Annotated in this window: 27 protein-coding genes; 17 read left to right on the plus strand and 10 right to left on the minus strand. The window is 64.6% G+C overall.

Annotated elements, in window-relative coordinates; genetic code table 11:
• Positions 1 to 63: 63 nt before the first annotated feature.
• Complete coding sequence (locus tag ACLIMP_RS25550) at positions 64 to 483, minus strand: acyl-CoA thioesterase (protein WP_008829944.1); 420 nt, start codon at positions 481 to 483, stop codon at positions 64 to 66.
• A gap of 58 nt (positions 484 to 541) precedes the next feature.
• Positions 542 to 2,149, minus strand: coding sequence for a phosphoenolpyruvate carboxykinase (locus ACLIMP_RS25555; protein WP_148219006.1), 1,608 nt, complete (start codon positions 2,147 to 2,149; stop codon positions 542 to 544).
• A 95-nt stretch (positions 2,150 to 2,244) separates the two neighbouring features.
• Here ACLIMP_RS25555 and ACLIMP_RS25560 point away from each other — a divergent pair, with 95 nt between their 5' ends.
• The 5 genes from ACLIMP_RS25560 to ACLIMP_RS25580 all read left to right on the plus strand — a co-directional run bounded on the left by ACLIMP_RS25560 (position 2,245) and on the right by ACLIMP_RS25580 (position 5,488).
• Positions 2,245 to 2,568 (plus strand): helix-turn-helix domain-containing protein, encoded by a 324-nt coding sequence (locus tag ACLIMP_RS25560; protein ID WP_008829942.1) that lies wholly within the window; start codon positions 2,245 to 2,247, stop codon positions 2,566 to 2,568.
• 14 nt (positions 2,569 to 2,582) lie between these two features.
• Complete coding sequence (locus ACLIMP_RS25565) at positions 2,583 to 2,891, plus strand: alkylphosphonate utilization protein (protein WP_011950649.1); 309 nt, start codon at positions 2,583 to 2,585, stop codon at positions 2,889 to 2,891.
• Between the two features lie 31 nt (positions 2,892 to 2,922).
• Positions 2,923 to 4,560: a Na+/H+ antiporter gene (locus ACLIMP_RS25570; protein ID WP_008829940.1), complete on the plus strand. Its 1,638-nt coding sequence runs from the start codon at positions 2,923 to 2,925 to the stop codon at positions 4,558 to 4,560.
• A 54-nt stretch (positions 4,561 to 4,614) separates the two neighbouring features.
• A complete protein-coding gene (locus ACLIMP_RS25575) occupies positions 4,615 to 4,950 on the plus strand; it encodes a hypothetical protein (protein ID WP_443478938.1) in 336 nt (111 codons plus the stop codon).
• Between the two features lie 169 nt (positions 4,951 to 5,119).
• Positions 5,120 to 5,488 (plus strand): response regulator, encoded by a 369-nt coding sequence (locus tag ACLIMP_RS25580; protein WP_008829938.1) that lies wholly within the window; start codon positions 5,120 to 5,122, stop codon positions 5,486 to 5,488.
• A 40-nt stretch (positions 5,489 to 5,528) separates the two neighbouring features.
• Here ACLIMP_RS25580 and ACLIMP_RS25585 read toward each other — a convergent pair whose 3' ends face one another.
• Positions 5,529 to 7,034 carry an ABC1 kinase family protein gene (locus ACLIMP_RS25585; RefSeq protein ID WP_011950651.1) on the minus strand — a complete coding sequence of 502 codons (1,506 nt, stop codon included), beginning with the start codon at positions 7,032 to 7,034 and terminating at the stop codon, positions 5,529 to 5,531.
• 155 nt (positions 7,035 to 7,189) lie between these two features.
• On the opposite strand from ACLIMP_RS25585, the gene ACLIMP_RS25590 reads away from it, so the two are divergent.
• The 3 genes from ACLIMP_RS25590 to ACLIMP_RS25600 all read left to right on the plus strand — a co-directional run bounded on the left by ACLIMP_RS25590 (position 7,190) and on the right by ACLIMP_RS25600 (position 8,525).
• On the plus strand, positions 7,190 to 7,969 hold the full coding sequence (locus tag ACLIMP_RS25590; protein ID WP_443478939.1) for a transglutaminase-like domain-containing protein: 780 nt from the start codon (positions 7,190 to 7,192) through the stop codon (positions 7,967 to 7,969).
• A 92-nt stretch (positions 7,970 to 8,061) separates the two neighbouring features.
• Positions 8,062 to 8,394, plus strand: coding sequence for a PilZ domain-containing protein (locus ACLIMP_RS25595; RefSeq protein ID WP_008829935.1), 333 nt, complete (start codon positions 8,062 to 8,064; stop codon positions 8,392 to 8,394).
• On the plus strand, positions 8,391 to 8,525 hold the full coding sequence (locus ACLIMP_RS25600; RefSeq protein ID WP_267904124.1) for a hypothetical protein: 135 nt from the start codon (positions 8,391 to 8,393) through the stop codon (positions 8,523 to 8,525). The genes ACLIMP_RS25595 and ACLIMP_RS25600 overlap by 4 nt, the downstream gene beginning before the upstream one ends.
• Before the next feature lie 78 nt (positions 8,526 to 8,603).
• On the opposite strand, the gene ACLIMP_RS25605 is transcribed toward ACLIMP_RS25600, so the two are convergent.
• The gene (locus ACLIMP_RS25605) at positions 8,604 to 8,807 is read right to left on the minus strand and encodes a hypothetical protein (RefSeq protein WP_443478940.1); all 204 of its coding nucleotides are present in this window, start codon (positions 8,805 to 8,807) and stop codon (positions 8,604 to 8,606) included.
• A gap of 90 nt (positions 8,808 to 8,897) precedes the next feature.
• Here ACLIMP_RS25605 and ACLIMP_RS25610 point away from each other — a divergent pair, with 90 nt between their 5' ends.
• Positions 8,898 to 9,161: a hypothetical protein gene (locus tag ACLIMP_RS25610; RefSeq protein ID WP_036528746.1), complete on the plus strand. Its 264-nt coding sequence runs from the start codon at positions 8,898 to 8,900 to the stop codon at positions 9,159 to 9,161.
• A 33-nt stretch (positions 9,162 to 9,194) separates the two neighbouring features.
• Here ACLIMP_RS25610 and ACLIMP_RS25615 read toward each other — a convergent pair whose 3' ends face one another.
• On the minus strand, positions 9,195 to 10,145 hold the full coding sequence (locus ACLIMP_RS25615) for an NAD(P)/FAD-dependent oxidoreductase (protein WP_443478941.1): 951 nt from the start codon (positions 10,143 to 10,145) through the stop codon (positions 9,195 to 9,197).
• A gap of 223 nt (positions 10,146 to 10,368) precedes the next feature.
• Here ACLIMP_RS25615 and ACLIMP_RS25620 point away from each other — a divergent pair, with 223 nt between their 5' ends.
• Both ACLIMP_RS25620 and ACLIMP_RS25625 read left to right on the plus strand, forming a co-directional pair.
• Positions 10,369 to 11,163, plus strand: coding sequence for an alpha/beta fold hydrolase (locus ACLIMP_RS25620; RefSeq protein ID WP_443478942.1), 795 nt, complete (start codon positions 10,369 to 10,371; stop codon positions 11,161 to 11,163).
• Positions 11,164 to 11,173: 10 nt separating this feature from the next.
• Positions 11,174 to 12,829, plus strand: coding sequence for an ATP-binding protein (locus ACLIMP_RS25625; protein WP_366928694.1), 1,656 nt, complete (start codon positions 11,174 to 11,176; stop codon positions 12,827 to 12,829).
• Positions 12,830 to 12,861: 32 nt separating this feature from the next.
• Here the strand turns inward: ACLIMP_RS25625 and ACLIMP_RS25630 are convergent, their stop codons facing one another.
• From ACLIMP_RS25630 to ACLIMP_RS25650, 5 genes are all read right to left on the minus strand, one after another.
• On the minus strand, positions 12,862 to 13,134 hold the full coding sequence (locus tag ACLIMP_RS25630) for a TehB family protein (RefSeq protein ID WP_413783104.1): 273 nt from the start codon (positions 13,132 to 13,134) through the stop codon (positions 12,862 to 12,864).
• 128 nt (positions 13,135 to 13,262) lie between these two features.
• Entirely contained in the window at positions 13,263 to 13,493 is a 231-nt protein-coding gene (locus ACLIMP_RS25635) for a hypothetical protein (protein ID WP_296538686.1), read from the minus strand.
• 44 nt (positions 13,494 to 13,537) lie between these two features.
• Positions 13,538 to 13,936, minus strand: coding sequence for a hypothetical protein (locus ACLIMP_RS25640; RefSeq protein WP_296538687.1), 399 nt, complete (start codon positions 13,934 to 13,936; stop codon positions 13,538 to 13,540).
• The gene (locus ACLIMP_RS25645) at positions 13,933 to 14,202 is read right to left on the minus strand and encodes an usg protein (RefSeq protein WP_008829926.1); all 270 of its coding nucleotides are present in this window, start codon (positions 14,200 to 14,202) and stop codon (positions 13,933 to 13,935) included. Before ACLIMP_RS25645 ends, ACLIMP_RS25640 begins: the two co-directional genes overlap by 4 nt.
• On the minus strand, positions 14,199 to 14,435 hold the full coding sequence (locus ACLIMP_RS25650; RefSeq protein ID WP_296538690.1) for a hypothetical protein: 237 nt from the start codon (positions 14,433 to 14,435) through the stop codon (positions 14,199 to 14,201). Before ACLIMP_RS25650 ends, ACLIMP_RS25645 begins: the two co-directional genes overlap by 4 nt.
• 273 nt (positions 14,436 to 14,708) lie before the next feature.
• Between ACLIMP_RS25650 and groES the strand changes: the two genes are divergently transcribed.
• From groES to ACLIMP_RS25680, 6 genes are all read left to right on the plus strand, one after another.
• Positions 14,709 to 15,023: a co-chaperone GroES gene (gene groES / locus ACLIMP_RS25655; protein WP_008829924.1), complete on the plus strand. Its 315-nt coding sequence runs from the start codon at positions 14,709 to 14,711 to the stop codon at positions 15,021 to 15,023.
• A gap of 55 nt (positions 15,024 to 15,078) precedes the next feature.
• The gene (groL, locus tag ACLIMP_RS25660) at positions 15,079 to 16,698 is read left to right on the plus strand and encodes a chaperonin GroEL (RefSeq protein WP_443478943.1); all 1,620 of its coding nucleotides are present in this window, start codon (positions 15,079 to 15,081) and stop codon (positions 16,696 to 16,698) included.
• 135 nt (positions 16,699 to 16,833) lie between these two features.
• Positions 16,834 to 17,910 (plus strand): mannose-1-phosphate guanylyltransferase/mannose-6-phosphate isomerase, encoded by a 1,077-nt coding sequence (locus tag ACLIMP_RS25665; protein WP_443478944.1) that lies wholly within the window; start codon positions 16,834 to 16,836, stop codon positions 17,908 to 17,910.
• Between the two features lie 34 nt (positions 17,911 to 17,944).
• Entirely contained in the window at positions 17,945 to 18,781 is an 837-nt protein-coding gene (locus tag ACLIMP_RS25670; RefSeq protein ID WP_066701766.1) for a class I mannose-6-phosphate isomerase, read from the plus strand.
• Positions 18,778 to 21,084 carry a glycosyltransferase family 4 protein gene (locus ACLIMP_RS25675; protein WP_443478945.1) on the plus strand — a complete coding sequence of 769 codons (2,307 nt, stop codon included), beginning with the start codon at positions 18,778 to 18,780 and terminating at the stop codon, positions 21,082 to 21,084. Before ACLIMP_RS25670 ends, ACLIMP_RS25675 begins: the two co-directional genes overlap by 4 nt.
• On the plus strand, positions 21,075 to 22,424 hold the full coding sequence (locus ACLIMP_RS25680) for a glycoside hydrolase family 130 protein (RefSeq protein ID WP_443478946.1): 1,350 nt from the start codon (positions 21,075 to 21,077) through the stop codon (positions 22,422 to 22,424). Before ACLIMP_RS25675 ends, ACLIMP_RS25680 begins: the two co-directional genes overlap by 10 nt.

Genomic DNA, 22,424 nt, shown 5'->3' on the forward strand with positions numbered 1-22,424 from the left:
AGGCGTGCCGGAAGCTCATTATTCGGTTCGGATGCCCCCAGACGGGCTGGTGGGCAGCTATGTTCAAGCTGAAGCGCCAGGGGGATCGGCGGTGAAAAAGTGCTGGATCACCTCCCGCGCCAGGCGGGCGGGACGCAGGGTGGCCGCATCGATGCAGCACCAGCTCGACTTCACTTCGGCGAGCACCTCTTCGCCTCGACGGATCACCGTATCGTAGAAGGCGCGGGCGCCCTGAACCTTTTCCAGCAGGACCGTGGCGATGACGCGGTCGTCGAGAAAGGTCGGACGCCGATAGGTGATCTCATGCTTGAGCGCGACCCAGAGATGGGCCGCGACGGCCTCCCTGGGTGCGAGCGAGCGCCAGTGATCGAGTACGGCATCCTGTACCCATTTGAGGTAGCTGGCATTGTTGACATGACCCATGAAGTCGATGTCGGAGGGATCGATGCCGATCTCGAAAGCGTGGGGAATCGCGGTGGTCATGGTCCTTGTCATAGCACAAGCAGGCTGGAAGGCCGTTCCCTTATCGAGACGTTGGTGATCAAGCGTCGGCGGCGCGAAGTTCGACGCGCGGCCCGGCATTGCGGACAGAGAGATCGACGGCATCCTCGAACTGCACGAAATTCTCGGCGAACAGGCGGGCCAGCTTGGCCGCGGTTGCGTCATAGGCAGCCTTGTCCGCCCATGTTTCGCGCGGATCGAGGATGGTGTCGTCGACATCGGGCGCGGCGACGGGAACCTGAAACCGAAATATCGGGTCGATCCGGCAGGTGACGCCGTCGAGATTGCCGTCGAGCGCGGCATTGAGAAGAGCACGGGTCACCTTGATGGGCATGCGTTTTCCGGTGCCGAAGCTCCCGCCGGTCCAGCCCGTATTGACGAGCCAGCATTTGACGTCACCTCGCGCGATGCGATCCTTGAGCAGATTGCCGTAGACGGACGGATGACGCGGCATGAACGGCGCGCCGAAGCAGGTGGAAAAGGTTGCGGTGGGTTCGGTCACGCCGATCTCGGTGCCTGCCACGCGCGCCGTGTAGCCCGAGAGGAAATGATACATGGCCTGCTCGGGCGTCAGCCGCGCGATTGGAGGCAGGACGCCGTAGGCATCGGCTGTCAGGAAGATGATGTTGCGAGGAACAGGCCCGAGATTGTCGGCCGACGCGTTGGGAATGAATTCGATCGGATAGGAGGCCCGGCTGTTTTCGGCGAGACTGTCATCATCCAGGTCGATGATCCGCGTTTCGGGATCGATCACCACATTTTCGAGGATCGTGCCGAAGCGGCGGGTGGTGGCGTAGATCTCGGGCTCCGCCTCGGCCGACAGACGGATCACCTTGGCATAGCAGCCGCCCTCGAAGTTGAAGATGGCGCTGTCCGACCAGCCATGCTCGTCGTCGCCGATCAGCGTGCGGCTCGCATCGGCCGACAAGGTCGTCTTGCCGGTCCCCGAAAGGCCGAAGAAAACGGCTGTGTCGCCCTCAGGGCCAATGTTGGCCGAGCAATGCATCGGCATCACGCCCTTTTCGGGCAGCAGGTAATTGAGGAGACTGAAGACGGACTTCTTCATCTCGCCGGCATAGGCCGTACCGCCGATCAGAATGAGCTTCTGCGCGAAATTGACCGCGATCACGGTTTCGCTTCGGCAGCCATGGCGTTCAGGATCGGCCCGGAAGCTCGGCAGGTCGATGATCGTATATTCAGGCACGAACGTCGCGAGCTCATCGGTGCTGGGACGAACCAGCAGGGTCCGAACAAAAAGACTGTGCCAGGCGAGCTCGGTGTAGACCCGTACCGCAATGCGATGCTCGCTCTGCGAGCCCCCGAAGAGATCCTGAAGAAAGACGGTGTCCTTGGCGCCCAGCGCGTCCAGGAAGTCTTGCTTGAGCGCCGCGAAATGCTCGGGCGACATGGCGACATTGGTCTTGCCCCACCAGATCGCCGCCTCGGTCTCGGCGTCCTGGACGATGAACTTGTCCTGCGCCGAACGACCCGTATGCTTGCCCGTCGCGACGACGAAGGCCCCGTCGCGCGAAAGCACGCCCTCTTCCCGGCGCAGCGCATGCTCGATCAGGGGCGCAGTGCCCAGATTGCGATGCAGCGTGCTGGCAGCGTCAGGCGCGAAAGCGATGGGAGAGTCTTGGGAGGCCAATGGTCGATCCTTGAGAGTCGGTTTCTCAAGCCTTATCACACATGACCTGTGATTGATAAGATTGCAATTTAATGTTTCATACGTCATGAGGGTGCATGATCACTTCGCAACAGATGCGTGCGGCTCGCGCCCTTCTCGGGATTGACCAGCGCCAACTCGCCCAGCTCGCGCAGCTTTCGCTGCCGACCATCCAGCGCATGGAAGCCTCGGAGGGGCAAGTTCGCGGCGTGGTCGACACCTTGGTAAAAGTGATCGGCGCGCTTGAAAGCGCTGGCATTGAACTGCTCGGCGAGAACGCGCCGAGCAGCGGGGTGGGACGCGGCGTGCGCCTGCGCGAGACGAAGTCCGGTCGCTCCGCCGGCACCGTGCCATCGCTGTTGTACGACCAGGAAGAGGCCGGCGCGACGCCGCCGCAGTGACCCAAGGGATGATGATGAGCAGTTCGGACGATTATGTGTATGACGAAGCATCCGGCGAATGGATCAGCCCGCAGGATGCGAAGGCCCGCGCGGTAGACCCGGGCGATGCGGTCGAAGTGCGCGATGCCGTGGGCAATGTCCTTGCCGATGGCGACAGCGTCACCTTGATCAAGGACCTTACCGTCAAGGGCGCCAACCAGACGCTCAAGCGCGGCACGCTCATCAAGTCCATTCGCTTGACCGGCGACGCCCAGGAAATCGATTGCCGCTACGAGGGCATCAAGGGCCTCGTTCTGCGCGCCGAATTCGTCCGCAAGCGCTGAGCCGGCCTGACGCCAAGATAGAGGAAACCTGTTGGAAGTCATCTCGATCGTCCTGCTTTTGCTGCTCGCGGTGATCCTGAGCGGTATTTTGTCCCGAATGCTGCCCCTGCCCTTGCCCCGGCCGCTGTTTCAGATTGGACTTGGCGCGCTCATCGGGCTGGCCGCGGACTGGCGGGTCACGCTCGATCCCGAGATCTTCTTCCTCCTCTTCCTGCCGCCGCTGCTCTTCCTGGATGGCTGGCGCATCCCGCGCGAGGAACTGTTCAAGGACGGCAAGACGATCGTCGAACTGGCCCTGGGCCTCGTGGTGGCGACGGTCGTGGGGATGGGCTTCTTCATCCACTGGATGATCCCGGCCATGCCGCTTGCCGTCGCCTTCGCGCTCGCGGCGGTCGTCTCGCCCACGGACCCAATCGCCGTTTCGGCGATTGCGCAGCGTGTCCCCATTCCCAAGCGGATGATGCATATCCTGGAAGGGGAATCGCTGCTCAACGACGCCTCGGGCCTCGTCTGCCTGCGCTTTGCCATCGCAGCCACGCTGACCGGCGCCTTTTCGCTCCACCAGGCCGCCATCAACTTCGTGTGGGTCGCGCTGGGCGGGCTGGCCGTCGGTGCGGGCCTCACCTGGCTCGTCTCGCACGCCAAGAACTGGGTATCGCGGCGCTATGGCGAGGAGGGCGGGGCGCAGATCCTCATCAGCCTGCTCCTGCCTTTCGGCTCCTATCTGGTTGCCGAACATCTGCACTGTTCGGGCATCCTGGCCGCGGTGGCCGCAGGCCTTACGATGGGTTTCGTAGAAGGAAGCGGCGAACTTGCCGCCTCGACGCGCATCCGCCGCAACACGGTGTGGGACGTCATCCAGTTCACCGCCAATGGCGTCATCTTCGTCCTGCTCGGTGAACAGCTCCCGGCCATTCTCGCAGGCGCGGCGGAGACGGTGCGCCTTACCGGTCACCATGAACCCTGGTGGCTCGGGGTCTATGTGCTTGCGATCAATCTTGGACTGGCCGCCTTGCGCTTCCTTTGGGTCTGGCTGTCGTTCCGCTTGAGCTTCTTCCGGCAGGGCGACGGACAATCGACCCCGAACTGGCGCATAGTCGCAGCGATGTCCTTTGCCGGCGTGCGCGGCGCTATCACGCTTGCGGGCGTGCTCACGCTCCCGCTCGTGCTCAGCGATGGGTCACCCTTCCCGGGGCGGGACCTCGCCATTTTCCTGGCGATGGGCGTCATCATAGTCTCGCTCCTCGTCGCGAGCCTTGGCCTTCCCGTCCTGCTGCGGGGCCTGCTCATGCCGCCCGAGCATGACCAGCAGAGCGCCGAAGATGCCGCGCGCGTCAAAGCGGCTGAAGCGGCTATTGCCCGGATCGAGGAGGTCCAGCACGAACTGGCCGAGGGCCGCGCGGATGCCGATCTTTTTGTGTCAGCTGCGGCGCGGATCATGGACGGTTACCGCGAGCGGATCGAAAGCCGGGTGGGGACACGCGAGGAAAATGCCGAGATGCGGCGAGGGGAGGCGATCGAGCGGCGCCTGCGCATCGCCGCGCTCAAAGCGGAACGGAGCCAGATCTTTCGCATGGTCCGCAAACGGGAACTCGGCAGCGAGCTTGCGCGCAAGCTCATTCGGGAGCTTGATCTCGCAGAAGCCCGCCATGCGGCCCAGCTCGGCTGACGGCGTGGACACAGGCAAGCACGGAGCCGGAAACAGAAAAGAAGGGAGCGGGCCATGGACGAGGCCGACCGGGAATGCAGGGTCGACGAAGCGCTGCGCCTGCTGGAGCGCGCGCTGGCCCTGGTCGACGGCGTCAACGAGGATGCGGCGATGCACGTCCATATCGCGATCGACCGCCTCATGCCGCAGCCGGGACAGTCCCAGGTTGCGCCCGATGATTGGGACCTGATCAGCTTGCTCCCGCATCTCACCAGCCGCGTCTACTGCCTGCATCGCCATAATGGACTGGCCATCGGAACGGTGGCGACACGGCTTGGCTTGTCCCTGGACGAGGTCGTCAAACAGATACGTTGCGCCGAGGCTTTCCTGACGGGCCACGCGATCCAGTGATCGCCGCCGCCGAGGACGCTCGTCCATAGGCGCGGGCGCAAGCGTCACAGTTCGTCGAAAATCAGAAAGAATTCTGCGCTTTTGCCGCCTCGTCTGTGAACCATGGCCCCCTGCCGCCGTTCATAGGGAAACGGGGCATATGTGTTGCTGTATTACCGAGGATTGCATGATGGCCGATAGGCAACATGTTTTGGTTGTCGATGACGAGCCGGTGCTCCGGATGATCCTTGTCGATCTCCTGGAGGGCGAGGGATATGCGGTCGAGGAGGCTTCCAACGCCGCCGAAGCTCTTGAAGTCCTGCAGGCGCTGCCCTCGATCCGGATTGTCGTCACCGATATCCAGATGCCCGGATCGATGGATGGCTTGCGCCTGGCGCGCTATATTCGCGATGCCTATCCTCCCATCGCCCTTATCGTTTCCTCAGGCGCCGTTCGGCCCGAGCAAGGCGCGTTGCCCGACGATGCTGTCTTTCTCTCGAAGCCGGTCGACCATCGCGAATTGCTCCGCGTGATTGAGGACCGCGTCTCGGCCGCCTGAAAAGGCAGCCGCGGAGCGGCAAGCCTCCATCAGGGGCGCCTTAGAAAAGCATCAGAGCGGCCGCGAGGATGAGGGATCCTGCGACAATGGCGCCCGCGATCCACCGCCCGGCCGCGGCGATCTCCGTGCCCCCACGCTGCGGAGGGATGAATTGATCGCGCTCCAGCCGCTCGATGATCAGCCTCAGCAGCCGCGGGCCATCCTGCCCGATCCTTGTGATCTCAAGCAGCAGACCTTGGAGTACCGGGGTCCAGGCAGCAGGATCGAGGCGCGAGGCAACGATGCGCACTGCAGCCTGCCGCAGGGCAAGGGTCAGGTCGAAGCCGGGGGCGATGTTGGCGAGGACGCCATCGAGCGTCACCAGTGCCTTGAAGATGAGGAGCAGGTCGGGCGGGACGGTCAGCCGCTCCTGCCGCATGAGCGCGAAAAAATCGTTGACCAGGGTGGCGAGCACCAGGCGCGTGCCGCCATGGCGGGCGACAAGCTGTTCGGCCGCCAGAAGGAGCCGCTCGCGAGGCGGGCTCTCACCGGCGGACCACAGGGTGAGCGTCTCCGCCAGGGCCTGCGGATCCCCGATATTGATGGCCTGGACGAAGCGCAAAAGCTCTTCCCGGCGCCGGGGGCTGACATGGCCGATGAGGCCTAGATCCAGCAAGGCGAGGCGGTTTCCGGGCAAGCACAGGAGATTGCCGGGGTGGGGATCGGCATGGAACCGCCCGGTGAGAAGGACCATGTCGAGCACGACCTGGGCGCCGAGCGATGCGATCGCGTGGGGATCGATGTCCGCCTGGACGAGGGCCTCTGCCGAGCGCGGCGCGACCCCTTCGACATAATCCATGGCGAGGAGCGTTTCCGACGTCCATTCCCAGTGGATCCCGGGAATGACGACCTGCGCGTTGCCGACGAGGTCGGCGCGCAAGCGGTCGGCATTGCGGGCCTCGTTGGTGAAGTCGAGTTCTTCCAGGATTGCGGAAGCGAGCTGTTGGACGAGCGCGGTGGGCGCAAAGCGCCGGATTTCCGCACTGGCCCGCTCGAGTACCGCCGCGAACTGGGCGATGAGGCGCAGATCCGCTTCCATGCGGGGACGGATGCCGGGCCGCCGGACCTTGAGGACGATGGCGCGACCATCGTGCAGGTGGGCGCGGTGGACCTGCGCCATCGAAGCGGCGGCCAGCGGCTCGGGATCGAACGCGGCGAACGCCTTGCCGACAGGTTCTCCCAAAGCCTCCTCGATGGCGGGCCGCACCATTTCGAACGGGAGCGTCGCCGCCTGGCTGTGAAGCCGCTCCAATTCGGTGATCCAGTCGGGAGGAAGAAGATCGCTGCGCGTGGCGAGAATTTGTCCGAGCTTGACGAAGGTGGGACCCAATTCCTCCAGCGCCAGGCGCGTGCGTGCGGGCAGCGCCGCTGCCTCGCCCGCAAGAAGATCTTTGGCGCCCAGGCCGAGCCGGTCGATCGCCGTGTCGAGGCCATAGCGCGCCAGGACCCCGGTGACCTCACCAAGACGCTCCCGGTCCCGGGCCGCTACCATCAAGCTTTTCAACATGGCCCCAGAGATAGGCGCTGCGCACCAGAAACGAAGGGGCGACGTTTTCGCGACCGGCGCGGTGCGCCGGCAGGAACGTAGGAAGCAAGGGCGTGTTTCGTGAGAGCCATCCCGCGCGTCGTGCAGGGCTGCGCCTTGCTACGCAAAGGATCCTGATGAAGATCGCCATTCATGCCCAGCTCGACTATCGGTTCGACCGGCCGACAGACGTCCTCCTGCAGCTCGAAGCCGCGGCGATCCCCGAGCAATCGATCGAGGAAGCGCACATCGACCTGTCGGAGACGGATCATTTCGCGCGTGTCGCGGCGCACGATATGATCGGGGAGCGGATCTGGGTGCGCGTCGGCAGCGAGCTGCGCGTCGACTACCATGCGACGGTTTCGATCAACCGGATCCTCGACGATTGCCTGGCGCTGCCAGCGATCCCGCCCCACCAGCTGCCGGGCGAAACCGTGCAATATCTGATGCCCTCGCGCTATTGTCCGTCCGACCAGTTCCAGTCCTTCGTCTGCGCTGAATTCGATAGTCTGGAGGGCGGCCAGAAAGTCATCGCCATGCGCGATTGGGTCCATGGCCACCTCAGCTATGTGCCGGGCGCCAGTACGTCGGACACGACCGCCGCCGACACCTTCATTCGCCGGCAGGGTATCTGCCGCGACTATGCCCATGTTCTGATCACCCTGGTGCGGGCCGCGGGTATCCCGGCGCGTATCGCCAGCGTCTATGCGCTCGGCGTCGAGCCCCAGGATTTTCACGCGGTGGCGGAAGTGTTCCTGGGCGGCGAATGGCATCTGGTCGATGCAACCGGCATGGCGCAGGAAGCCGCAATGGCCAAGATCGGCGTGGGCCGGGATGCAGCCGACGTCGCGTTCCTCACCGCTTATGGCCGCGCCGTCCTGAACAGCCAGACCGTCGAAGTCGCCGCCGCGTCCTGACCGCCCGACAAGGCCAATTCTGCGCGGAAAGGGCGCCCTTCACCGATCCTTTACACAGCTGGCGCAGACATGGCCGTACGGGGGGGCGACATGTGAACCATGCGGCCGGCAAGAGCGATGAAAGACAGTTTCCGCGTGAGGCGATTGCGGCCACGGCCGTCTGCCGAACATTCCGCAGCAAGATCGCCGGGCACGTCTCCAACCTGTCGCGGGGCGGCTGCTGCCTGGTGACCAGGGGTCAGCGGGTCGCTCCCGCACAAATGGTAACCCTTCGCCTGGAAGGCCTGGATGGTATTCCTGCGACAGTACGCTGGGTCGCCGGCGACGAGGCGGGATTATCCTTCGACTGGCCGCTCTACGAACCGCTACGCGATCATATCGTAGCGCTGCGCGGCAAGGTTTCGGCGGAAGAAAAGCCGGCATGAAGACATTTCTGTTCCTGGCCGCGATCGTCGGCGCGGGCTATGCCGGAATGGCGGGGACCGGTTCGAGCGCGGAAACGCTGGGGGCGCGCTGGCTCTCCTTCCACGAAAGCTCGGTCCGCTTGCTCCCCTGACGATGGCCGCCCGTCCCGCGGCGTCTCGCCACAATGCGAGGCGAGGAAAGTCTGCAGGAGGGGTCGCTCGATATATGGTCAGTGAAGCGTCTCTTTGGCAAGCAGGCCGAAGAGGAGGCGCCACATTTCCTGAAGCGCCATCCAGCAGGCCGCGGCATGGCGCGCGCGCTCACCGGGCGAAGCAGCAGCAGCGGCGGCACGGTCTTCAGCCTGAGCGAGCGCGAGCAGAGCCTTGGCAGCATGGTACTGCCCAAGATCGGTATCGACATGTTCGTTCTTCATCGCGGTGTTCCCCGCCCCGGACGGCTGCGGCCCGGACGAGAGAAATGTTATTACGCTGTCGAATGCTACGGTAAAGCGCTATAGCGGTGCATGGCCCAGGAAGATCTCGACGCTTTGGCCACGGTGGTCCAGGACCTCAGGCGCGATCTCATCCGGCTGCAGGGCGCCTTCGCCCGCGATGCGCTCCTGTCGGGCCGCCATAGTCCCGATAGCCTTGGCGATCTTGTTGAGGAATGCGGCCATCTGGTCCCGGGCTATGAGGGATCCATGACGGAAGGGTTCGTGGAGGCGATCCGCAACTGCGGCATCGAGGGGGCACCGTTCACGGTCATTTCGGGCGGCAAGGACGGCTGAAAGGGGCCCGTCCCCTCAAAGAACGGTCAGGGGTTATCGGCGAAGCGGCGAGCGCTCCGCAAGGTCGTTGCGAATGGTGGTCGCTGCGACTCCCCCTTCGCCCATTGCATGGCTGATCTGGTCGAGCCCCAGGACGACGTCGCCGGCCGCATAGAGGCCCGGCACGCTGGTGCGCTGGTGGCTGTCCACCACCAGGCAGCCATCGTCCGTTGCTTTGGCGCCGAGATCGACCGCCAGCTCAGAATGGATTGTCGATCCAAGCGCAGGATAGAGGCTCGCGAAAGTCTGCGTGCCGGCGGGCGTCGCGACCTCGATGGCGTTCTCCCCGATCGCGAAGCTGGCGCAGGGCCCGTCCACGAGCGCGATTCCGGCGTCGCGCAGCGCCATTCTCTGCTCGTCGGACAGATCATGCGCGCCGGCCGGCGCGATCAGAGACAGGTCGCGTGAGTAGCTGCGCAGGAAGATCGCCTCCTTCACCCCGCGCTCGCCAGTCCCCAGAACGCAGACGCGCCGATCGGTCACTTCAAAGCCGTCGCAGATCGGACAGTAACGCAGCAGTCCCTGCTCGAGCGCCCGGGCGTGCATCACCTCATCCATTGGGGGCCGATGGTTCGAAACGCCGGTGGCCAGCAGCACGGTCCGGCTCCTGAACGCGTTCCTTTCGCCATGGGCCACGAAATCGTCTCCGGCCCGCTCCAGCCGCGCGATCGAGGTCTGGGCGAGCGTCGCGCCATAGCGAAGAGCCTGCTCGCGCATGCGAGCAAGGAGGTCCGCCCCGGCAATACCCTCGGGAAAGCCGGCGTGATTACGGGTGAGGGGGATGAGGCCGGCCCGGCTGGCGCCCGCGTCGGCGATCGCGACCCGCAAATGGAAGCGGGCGAGATAGATCGCCGCCGTGAGGCCCGCGGGCCCACCTCCGATCACCAGACAATCCAGATCATCAGGTGCTGCGCGGCTGCGGCGCAAGGTCTCAGGATCGGGCATTGTGGCCAGCAGACTGCATGCAAATACCCCTGGGGAGGTTAACGCCCGATCATGTACGGGCGATCCGCGTGCCCGCTATAGGAGAATGGGTCGCGCAGGCCAACCATTCGTCCACGGACCAGACCGGTCGCGGCGGCTAAGGCTCGCAAGTTCTTGCACCCGCGCCGCGCATGTACGAAGATGTAAGCCACCGGAAATAACGGACGGAGTTGGTGCGGAACGAATGAGCGTGCTTCAGCGAAACAATGTGACCGTCTCTGGCAGCGGCCGCCGCACAATTGTATTTGCCCATGGCTTCGGGTGCGACCAACAGGCCTGGAAGGACGTCATTCCCGCCTTTTCGACCGAGTACCGGACGGTCGCCTTCGATCATGTCGGCGCGGGCCAGTCGGACCGTTCCGCCTTCGATCCAGAAAAATATAGCAGCCTGCACGGTTACAAGCGCGACATTCTGGAGGTTCTGGACGCACTCGACCTTTCCGACGTCATCTTTGCGGGTCATTCGGTCGCGGGGATGATGGGTATGCTTGCCGCGATCGAGCAGCCGGATCGCTTCGCCTCCCTCATCATGGTGTGTCCCTCGCCCTGCTATGTCGACGAGCCCGGCTACAAGGGCGGATTTTCGCGCCAGGACCTGGATGAACTGCTTGAGGTGATCGACAGCAACTTTCTCGGATGGGCGCGTGACGGATCCCGCGCCATCATGGGCAATCCCGACAGGCCCGAGCTCGGTTCTGATCTGGGCGAGAGTTTCTGCCGCACCGATCCCAGCATCGCGGCCCATTTCGCGCGCGTGACGTTTCTTTCAGACCACCGCTCCGATTTACCAAAATGCGAAACCCGGACCCTCGTCCTCCAAACGATGAGCGATATGGTCGCCCCCGAAGAGGTCGGGCAGTATGTGGCGGCGCGAATGCCCAATGCGCAGCTACATATCATGGCGGCTACCGGCCATTGTCCGCACATGAGCGCGCCGGCCGAGACCATCGAGGCGATGCGCCAGTTTCTGGATAGCTGAGGCGCCCCTAGTGTCCGAGCCGCCACCCGACGATCAGCCTCCCGAAGAAACGCTCGACGATCTCTACGATCATGCCCCGTGCGGTTATGTGACGCTCGACAGCCGGCTGCGCGTTGTCAGGATCAACGCGACGCTATTGTCGTGGCTGGGAGTCGGCAAAGCCGATGTGGTCGGTCGGAAAATCCAGGATGTGCTGACGCCGGCCGGCCGGATTTTTTTCGAGACCCATGTGTCGCCGCTTCTTCACAGGGAGGGCGTCGTCCGGCAGGTCGCCATTGATCTGAGATGCGCTGAAGGCCGGCGCTTGCCGGTCCTGACGGAATGGCGGCGAGTGGATGTGGAGGGCCGACCTGTCGGTACGCGGATCATGCTCGTCGATGCGACCGATCGCAGATCCTATGAGCGGGATCTGGTCGCGGCGCTCGAACGAGCCGAGGAGAGCACCCGAGCGCTCAAGATCAGCGAGGCACGGCTGCGCGATCTCAACGAGACCTTGGAGGCCCGCGTCGCCGAACGAACCGCGGCGCTCAACCAGGCCCATGAACAGCTGCGCCATGCCCAGAAGCTCGAAGCGATGGGAACGCTGACCGGGGGCGTTGCGCACGACTTCAACAATTTGCTGACGCCCATCATCGGCGGCCTGGACATGCTTGAGCGGCGGGGGATTGGCGATGACCGCGCCAAGCGCACGATTGCCGGAGCGCTCGCCTCCGCGGAACGGGCAAAAACGCTGGTGCAGAGGCTGCTCGCTTTTGCCCGGAGGCAGCCGCTCAAGCCGGTCGCCGTCGACGTCGCAGCTTTGGTGCAGGGCATGGCCGACCTCATCGAAACCACCGCAGGACCGCAGATCGAGGTCCGCCTCGACGTGGATGAAACCACGCCCCGCGCGTTGGCGGATGCGAACCAGCTCGAGATGGCGCTGCTGAACCTCGCGGTCAACGCACGTGACGCAATGCCAGGCGGCGGCACCTTGACCCTCGGCGTGACCTTCGAGGCGAACGCGCGGGGTGAGGCAGGAGCGCCGCGCGTGCGGCTCTCGGTCGCCGACACCGGTACCGGGATGGATGAGGAGACCCTCGCGCGCGCAATCGAGCCCTTCTTCTCGACCAAGGGCGTTGGCAAAGGCACGGGGCTCGGCTTGTCGATGGTCCATGGCCTGGCGGCCCAGCTCGGCGGACACATGAGCATCGAAAGCCAGCCGGGGTCGGGCACCTGCATCGACTTGTGGCTACCGCTTGCGCCGCAAGAGCCTTGCACGGCGCCGGTATCGAACACCCACGCACCCGAGCGACGGGAGATCGGAATGGTCTTGCTCGTCGACGACGAAGACCTGATCCGCACGACAACCGCCGATATGCTCACCGAAATGGGCTATCGCGTGATCGAGGCCAATTGCGGCGCGGCCGCGCTGCGGTTGGTGGACGAGGGTCTCACGCCAGATCTTCTGATGACCGATCATCTGATGCCCGGCATGACGGGCACCGAACTGGCGCGGGCGCTTCGCGCGCGTCAGCCGATGCCGGTGCTCATCATCTCAGGCTACGCCGATTCAGACAGCATCGACCCCGATCTCGCGCGTCTGACCAAACCCTTCCGGCAAGGCGATTTGACGCAGGCCCTGGCGCGGATCGGCATCGGACCCGAAAACGGCCCTGCCGCGCTCTAGGATACCAAGGCTCTGGAGGTTTGGGCGCAGCCTCACCCATGGGGTGGTTCATTGTAGAAGTCGACCTGCATCCGCACGCTGCCCAGCGGCGTGACAAAATGCTCCTGCTCGGGTTTCACGACGCCCACGACACTCGGTTCGAGAACGATTTCGGATCGCGGCTCGACATAGGTGAGACGCAGGGCGCCTTCCAGGACGCGGATGACGCCCCAAACCCCCGCCTTGGTTCGATGATTGCCGCGCAGTCCGGAGGGGATTGTGTCCTGATCGAACACTGGCGTTGAACGATAGGGTTCGGGCATCATGTCGTCCGCTTGTGGCTCGAGAAGAGCCTGTTGGTCCTGTGGCGCACCGGGAACCATGGCGCTTGGAAAGCCTAATCCACGGCGAGGCCCGGTGCGAGGGGGGAAGGGCGCGGACCCGGCAAGATCGGCTATGCCGCAACCTGCTCGGCAAGCGGCATCACATACCATTGTCCGGCAACGGTCTTCAGCAAGAGCATGGGCCGGCCGCCGTCCACCTGCTGGAAGCGGTAGCGATCGTGAGCGCCGTTGGTTTTCACCCACGCGCGCGCCCATTCGGTCGCTTTGAACTCGCTTTGGAATTCATCGCTCTCAGCGACCGGTTGGCTATGGTCGTCGTCGCGAAACAGCTGATAACGCATGGAATGTCTCCTTTGATTGGATGCTGAATGAAGTGGCGACGTCGTCAGGATTTCCCGGCTGTTCGCCTTTTGCCGGCATCCTGGCGCCGCGCGGCCTGATCGAGCGCGCGGATCACCCGGTCGAGCATGGCGGCATTGCTGGCCGCCTTGGGCAGTTCGCGTACCGCAAATCGATGCAGGCGATCGAGATCCTTGCGCGGCACCACGATTTCGATGGATTTTTGCCCGAGATGCTCGGGAGCGACGCCCTGCGCGGCCCGACCGGACGCAAGAAAATGATCCAGGAAGCGCTTGCGATCAGCGAAGGTCCAGCCCAGCGCCTCCAGGTCCTCGGGACCAACCGTCAGCAACGCAATCGCGAACTCCATGATATCGTCGAAGGGCAAGTTGAGGCGGACACCCTTGCCCCGGCCCTTGAGCCTATGGATCAGCGCCTGTTTCATCGTATCGAGAGTATCCCGTCGACCGCGCTCCATTCGGTGGGTCGGATCAGCTGCTCATGGGCGATCCGCACGGAATGCAGGGCGGCGGTGATCTCGCGCCGCCAATGGTCCAGGAAGTCGAACAACACTGGAAAGTCGGGCGCGAGATCATATTCCTGCCAGACAAAGAGCTGCAGGAGTGACGGCGCGTCAGGGCGGTAATAGTGAATTTCCGCCGTTGTCATGCCATAGCCCTGCAGCTGCGCCAGAAAACCGCGGTCGCTCATTGCAAGCTGGTTTGACCGGAATCCCCCTCGTCCAGCGTGCGCATGGCCGCGAGCACTTCGTCGATCGGCACGGCGCGTTTGAAACCGCGCGGCTTTCGCAGCGCTGGCTTGTCGCGCACGGCCGATCTGTCCGATGCCCACGACGCCAGGATGGCGCGTTTGACCTCGGGCTCCAGATCAGGATGGTGCGCGACGTCGAAGGGATGAAGAAAACGGGAAAATGGTTGCGACATAGTCAGCCTCCTTTCCTGTCGCTCCTGTCTTTCGTGGCGGACATCCGCATCCGCACCCGCCAGATTTTGGTACGATGCGGAGTCGCGTCAAGACGTTTTTTTCATCTCCAAGCCATTGAGATCGACGCGATTGGCACTCCGTTCCATTGAGTGCCAAAAAATTTTCAGGGGGGTCTTGAAGGGGCAAATTGAGCTTCTTAGTTCCCGGGAACCTGTCGTTCCGATGAACGGCGGGGGATCATCATTCTTGTTTTGCAACCGGAGGCTTTGCCCATGCATTTCCGCCCTTTGCACGACCGTGTGCTTGTTCGCCGCATCGAAGCCGAGGAGAAGACCTCGGGCGGCATCATCATCCCCGACACCGCCAAGGAAAAACCGCAGGAGGGTGAAGTCCTCGCGGTCGGTCCAGGCACTCGCGACGAAAACGGAAAGCTCACCGACACCACGGTGAAGACCGGCGACCGGGTGCTGTTCGGCAAGTGGTCGGGCAGCGAGGTTCGCATCGATGGCGAGGATCTGCTCATCATGAAGGAGAGCGACATCCTCGGCATCATCGAGCCCGTCGCCGAGCTCAAGCAGGCGGCCTGATGGGCCGCCCCCATCCCTCGAACATCAGGAAGGACAAAGGAAAGGAGTTAGGCAGATGGCTGCCAAGGAAGTGAAGTTCGCCTCGGACGCGCGCGATCGCATGCTGCGCGGCGTCGATACGTTGGCCAACGCCGTCAAGGTGACGCTCGGTCCCAAGGGCCGCAATGTGGTCATCGAGAAGAGCTTCGGCGCGCCGCGCATCACCAAGGACGGCGTCACCGTCGCCAAGGAAATCGAACTGAAGGACAAGTTCGAGAATATGGGCGCACAGATGCTGCGCGAGGTCGCCAACAAGCAGAACGACAAGGCCGGTGACGGCACGACCACCGCCACCGTGCTGGCCCAGTCCATCGTGCGCGAAGGCTCGAAGGCGGTCGCGGCAGGGATGAATCCCATGGACCTGAAGCGCGGCATCGACCTCGCCGTGACGACGGTCGTCGAGGACCTCAAGGCGCACGCGAAGAAGGTCTCGGCCAACAGCGAGATCGCCCAGGTCGCGACCATCTCGGCCAATGGCGATGCCGAAGTGGGCACTATCCTCGCAGAAGCGATGGAAAAGGTCGGCAATGAGGGTGTCATCACCGTCGAAGAGGCCAAGAGCCTCGCGACCGAACTCGAGACCGTCGAGGGCATGCAGTTCGATCGCGGCTATCTCTCGCCTTACTTCGTGACCAACGCCGAGAAACTGAAGGTCGAGCTCGAGGATCCCTACATCCTCATCCACGAGAAGAAGCTTTCGAACCTCCAGGCGCTCATTCCGCTGCTCGAGCAGGTGGTGCAGTCGGGCCGGCCGCTGCTCATCATCGCCGAGGACGTGGAAGGCGAAGCGCTCGCCACGCTCGTCGTCAATAAGCTGCGCGGCGGCCTCAAGGTCGCGGCCGTCAAGGCGCCGGGCTTTGGCGATCGTCGCAAGGCCATGCTCGAGGACATCGCGGTTCTCACCGCCGGCAGCGTGGTCAGCGAGGAACTCGGCACCAAGCTCGAGAACGTCACGCTCGGCATGCTCGGCCGCGCCAAGAAGGTCATCATCGACAAGGACAACACCACGGTCGTCGATGGCGCCGGCGCGCGCGAGGAGATCGACGCCCGTGTGGCGCAGATCCGGGCGCAGATCGAGACGACCGCCAGCGACTATGACCGCGAGAAGCTCCAGGAGCGCGTGGCCAAGCTTGCCGGCGGCGTTGCGGTGATCCGCGTGGGCGGCGCGACCGAGGTCGAGGTCAAGGAGAAGAAGGACCGGGTTGACGACGCGCTGCACGCGACCCGCGCCGCTGTCGAGGAAGGCATTCTGCCTGGCGGCGGCATCGCGCTGCTCCGCGCGTTGAAGGCGCTCGACGGCCTCAAGGCAGCCAATGACGACCAGCAGTCCGGTATCGACATCATTCGCCGCGCCCTGCGCGCGCCGGTGCGCCAGATCTGCGACAATGCCGGTGAGGACGGCGCGTTCATCGTCGGCAAGCTGCTCGAAAGCGACGACTATAACTGGGGCTTCAACGCCGCGAGCGGCCAGTATGAGGACCTGGTGAAGTCGGGGGTCATCGATCCCGCCAAGGTCGTGCGCACCGCGCTGCAGGATGCGGCCTCGGTCGCATCCCTGCTCATCACGACCGAAGCGCTGGTCGCCGAGCTACCCAAGGATGAGAAGGCCGCGCCCATGCCGGCCATGGACTACTGATCCTCCACCGACAGGGCCGGCGCGGCCGGCCCTGTCACCTCATCATCATTCAGCATAGCGAGAGGGATTTCCGGGCTTTCTGACAGGATTGCGCGCGGCCTCCTCGTGCGTGCTGCCCGGCAAAGTGGCTCGGATATGCGCTCGATTATTCCTGTTATTCTGTCCGGCGGGTCCGGTACGCGCCTCTGGCCGATTTCGACCGCGGCCAGCCCCAAGCAATTCATTGCGCTCGCCGGCGAGGAGAGCCTGCTCCAGCAGACGGTCCGGCGGGCCCGCGCCGCGGGCCTTGTCCAGGCACCGATCCTTATCGCCAATCGCGGCCACGACGCGCTGCTCGGCGAGCAATTGCGCGCCATCGACTGCACGCCCGCCCGGCTCATCTTCGAGCCCGTCGGTCGCAATACGGCGCCTGCTATCGCGATGGCGGCGCTCGAGGCGCCCAGTCCGGACGCGCTGCTCCTTGTTATGCCCAGCGATCATGTCATCGCCGATGTTCCAGCTTTCGCCGCCGCCATAGAACGCGCGGCGCCGCAGGCGGCCGCCGGATGGCTCGTCACCTTCGGCATCACGCCGGACCATCCCGAGACGGGCTATGGCTACATCCGCTGCGGCGAAGCGATCTGCCAAGGCGTTCATCAGGTCGATCGCTTCGTCGAGAAGCCCGATAGCGACCGCGCTGCCCGGATGATCGCTGAAGGCGGTCACTGCTGGAACGCCGGCATATTCCTCCTGCGCGCCGATGCCTTTCTCGAGGCCATGCGCCTGCATGCCCCGGCAATGCTGACTGCTGTCGAGGCCGCGCTGGCGTCGGCAACGCGGGAAGGCCGGCGCATCGATCCCGACGCTGACGCCTTTGCCGCCATTCCCGCGGACTCGATTGACTACGCCGTCCTGGAAAAGGCCGCGCGTGTCGCCGTCGTGCCGGCGGCGATGGGATGGTCGGATCTGGGCAGCTGGGATGCGCTTCATGCGATCGGCAGCCGCGACGAAGCCGACAATCTCTCGGAGGGCGAGGTAAAGGCGCTCGACAGCCGGAACTGCCTGTTCAAGAGCACCGGGCCACGCATCGCCGCGATCGGCGTTTCCGACCTCATCGTCGTAGCCACCGGCGACACGGTGCTAATCGCGCCGCGCGGGCGTTCGCAAGACGTTCGGCGCCTTGCCGGACAGGAGAGCCCTTCCGCCACCCGCGAGGCCGCCACGGCATCCTGACCCTCCAACGCATCATCCCTGGGAGAACCGATCGATGCTGATAGAAACCTGTCTGGAACGCGAAGAGCCAGCCGACACCGCCCCCGAGGCCGGGGGCTGGGCGGAAAGGCTGACGCCCCGCTATGTCGCCAAGCCCTGGGGCCGGCGCGACGGCCTGCCGGCGCCGGACGAGGCGCAGCCGCTGGGCGAAATGATCTTCGAAGCGCCGGATGCGGGCCTGACGATCAAATGGCTGCAGACGAGCGAGCCGCTGTCGGTCCAGGTCCATCCACAGGGGCCCGGCCGCAAGCATGAATGGTGGCATGTCACCGAGGCGCTCCCGGGCGCCTATCTCGATCTCGGGCTCGAGGCGCCCGCTTCGCGTCAGGCGATCGCCCAAGCGGCCCGCGACGGAACGCTACCCTCGCTGCTTCGGCGAATTCGTCCGCGGGCAGGGGACAGCTTCTACATCAGAGCCGGGACGATCCATGCGCTCGGGCCCGGCCTCACCGTCCTCGAGGTCCAGGAGCACAGCGATGTGACCTATCGCCTCTTCGATTATGGGCGACCGCGCGAGCTTCACCTCGCCCAGGCCCTGTTCGAAGCGCGCACCGAGGTCGAGCCGGTGGAAGCCTTGCCCGGCGCAGGCGCGCCCTTCGCTCTCTCGCAGTTCGCCCTCAACCCGGGCGGCCAGGTCGTCCTCGTGCCCGAGCGCGCCTGTCTGGCCGTCCTGTCGGGCGAGGGCACGATAGCCGGCCGGCCCTTCGCGGCCAACCAATGCTGGCTCACGCACGGACCGGTCGCGCTGCATGCCGACACGCCCGCCCGCCTCGTTCTCGCCGAGCCCCGCTCCGCTCGGTCCACACTTGCTGAAGGAGATCTGTTGCCATGACTATCGATCTGACGCCGCCGCCGGTGCGCCATGTCGCACTCATCGGCAATTTCCCCCCGCGCCGCTGCGGTATCGCAACTTTCACGGCGGATCTGCACGCCGCGCTGAAAGCCGGCGATCCGGATCTCACCATCTCGACGATCGCGCTCAACGACCCCGGCGTGCATCACGATTATCCCCGCGAAGTCGGCTATGAGATCGCGCAGGACAATCTCTCCGACTATGTTGCGGCGGCGGAGCATATCAACGCGCTCAACCCCGACATCGTATGCCTTCAGCACGAGTTCGGGATCTTCGGGGGCGAGGCGGGCGACCATCTCCTTGCCCTCGTCGACAGACTGCGTGCGCCGATCGTAACTACGCTGCACACCGTGCTGACCGATCCCACGGCCAACCAGCGGCGCGTGATGAACGCGCTGGCGCAGGCCTCCTCGCGGATCATCGTCATGACCGAGATGGGCCGCACGATCCTTGCCCGCGACATGGGGGTCCCGGCGCACAAGATCGTGGTGATTCCCCACGGCATTCCCGACATGCCATTTCTCGATCCGGCTTTCGAAAAGCACCGCTTCGGTCTCGACGGGCGGCGCGTGGCGCTCACCTTCGGCCTGCTCTCGCCCAACAAGGGCATCGAGGTGATGATCTCGGCGCTGCCGCAGCTGGTGCGCGATCATCCCGATCTCATTTACGTGGTGCTCGGCGCAACGCATCCGCATCTGGTGGCCCGCGAAGGGGAAGCCTATCGCGAGGATCTTGCCCGGCAGGTTAGCGCGCTGGGGCTCGAGCGCAACGTCCGTTTCGTCAACGAATATGTCGACACGCCCACGCTTCAGGCCTGGCTGTCGGCCTGCGACATCTATGTCACCCCCTATCTGACCGAAGCGCAAATTACGAGCGGCACGCTCTCCTACAGCGTGGGGCTCGGCAAGGCGGTCGTATCGACGCCCTACTGGCACGCACAGGAACTGTTGTCCGACGGATGCGGCGTGCTGGTTCCCTTCGCCTCGCCGGACGCCCTGGCGAAAGCGGTGGGCGACCTGCTGGGTGACGGCCGGCGCCGCGATGAATTGCGGCGCAGCGCCTACCAGGCGGGTCGCGCCATGACATGGCCGGTGGTCGGCGCCAGCTATCTGTCGCTCTTCGCCCAGGCGCGGCTGGGCTCCTCCCTGGCGACCACGCTCGTCGGTTTGCGCCCGTCCGTCACGCCGGCGCCAGAGCCTTCGCTCGATGCTATCGATCGCATGACTGATGGTTGCGGCATGCTGCAGCATAGCCGCTCCAAGGTGCCGGACCGCCGACACGGCTACTGCCTGGACGACAATGCCCGGGCGCTGATGCTCGCAAGCGAATTTGCCCTGGAAGGGCTGGATACGCCGCGCGCAGCACGCCTTGCCAACATCTACGCGTCCTTTGTCGATTTCGCCTGGGATGAGGATGCGGGCCGCTTCCGCAACTTCATGGGCTATGATCGGGACTGGCTCGAGACGGAAGGATCGCAGGACAGCTTCGGCCGCGGGCTCTGGGCGCTGGGTCGGACCGCGCAGGCAACCGATGACCATGGTCTCAAGCTCTGGGCCACGGCGCTTGCCGACAAGGTTATTCCGGCGAGCAGCTTTCTGCAGAGCCCGCGCGCCCAGGCTTTCGCGACGTCCGGACTTGCTGCATTCCTGGCGGTCTATCCCGGCCATCGTCCCGCCCGTCTGCTGATGGAGACCTTCTCGGTCCGCCTGCTGGAACTGCTGCGCGCCAATCGCCGGGACGACTGGATCTGGTTCGAGCCGGTGCTGGCCTATGACAATGCGCGCCTCCCCGAAGCGCTGCTGCGCGCGGGCCGTGCGCTCGCGCGCCCGGATATGGTCGAGGAAGCGATCGAGGCGCTTGCGTGGCTAGCCGAGCGCCAAACCGCGAAGGAAGGCCATTTCCGTCCGATCGGGACAGAGAGCTTCGGGCTCCCCCATGAAACGCCGCAGGCGTTCGACCAGCAGCCGCTTGAAGCCTGGGCCACGATCGAGGCCTGCGCCCTGGCGTTCGAGACGACCGGCGATGCCCAATGGCTCACCCATGTCGAAACCGCCTATGCTTGGTATTTGGGCGCCAACGATCTGGGTCTGCGGCTGGCCTTGCCCGACGGCGGCTGTTTCGACGGTCTGCAGATCGACCGGGTCAACCTCAACCAGGGCGCCGAATCCATTCTCGCCTGGCAGTTTGCAGCGCTCGCTGTGCGCCGACTGAGGGCCAGGAGCGACGGGTCGCAAAACGAGGAAGAGGGACAGGAGGAGGGGAGCGTCGCTGCATGTCGCTGATCCAGTCGATTCCCCTGCGGCTGCGGCCCAACCCGGCGCGGGTGGTCGTTCGGCCCTTGCAGATCGCGCCTGAACCACGCGATCTCAACCCCGTCCAGAATGAGCGCATGCATCGCATCATCAATGGCGTGCGCGCCATGGAGGGCGCAACGGTGGACCGGGAACTGGCCGTCATCCTCGCCGATTTCGGGAACCGCCACCGCGAGATCCGCACCGTGTTCGAAGAGCGCTTCGAGCAGATCGCGCGCGAGGTGGGGCTGAGAGATCGCCTGCCGCCCTCGGTTCGCCAGTTGATCGGCGCCTATTTCTGCCATGAATATTCGTTTGGCGCGGCGGCGCTGATGAACCCCAGCATCGTGCCCCATCCCGACCAGAATGGCGTGCCGGAGGGCGGCTTGCGTTTCGTCCTGTCACTGCGGGCGGTGGGCGAGGGGCATATCTCCTCGATCACCTTTCGCGAGGGCCTTATCCGGCCATGCGGCACGATCGAGATGGCGCCGGAACCCGATTTCGCGATTGCCGCGCGGCCCGAGACCGGGCCTGGCGGTGAAGTCCACTTCACCCGGCATGTGGAGGGGATGCGGCTCGATGAGACCGTGCTCTTTCCCGCAACGCCCGCCCAGCGCAACGGGCTCGAGGATCTTCGCCTGGTGCGCTTCACCGATGACGACGCATCGACCTGCTATTACGGCACCTATACCGCCTATAGCGGCGCGGCGATCGCCTCGGAGCTTTTCGTCACCCGCGATTTCGAAACCTTTGCATTGCAGACGCTGACGGGTCCGGCGGCGCGGAACAAGGGCATGGCTCTGTTCCCCCGCCGGTTCGGAGGCGATTATCTGATGATCGGCCGGCAGGACAATGAAAGCCTGTTCCTGTTGCGCTCGCCCGATCTGCATCACTGGGAGGAAGGCGAGCGGATTCTGGGACCGCATTATCCCTGGGAACTGGTCCAGATGGGCAATTGCGGCGCGCCGATCGAGCTTGAGGAAGGTTGGCTCGTCCTCACCCACGGCGTGGGCGCGATGCGCAAATATGCCATTGGCGCGGTGCTGCTGGACAAGGATGATCCCTCGCGGGTCATCGGCCGCTCGGCGGTGCCACTCCTGTCGCCTTCCGATGAGGACCGGGAAGGCTATGTTCCTAATGTCGTCTATACCTGCGGGGCGATCGTGCATGGCGGAAGGCTGTTCATGCCCTATGGCGTTGCCGATACGTCGGTGAGCTTTGCCAGGATCGAGATAACCGATCTGCTCGCCGCGCTGCACGCGCCCGACAGCATGGATTTGCTCAATGACAACGAATTGGAGTGGCGGGGCCATGAACGCATTGCCGAGTGA

Source organism: Novosphingobium aeonii (assembly GCF_052279045.1).
Taxonomy (GTDB): Bacteria; Pseudomonadota; Alphaproteobacteria; order Sphingomonadales; family Sphingomonadaceae; genus Novosphingobium.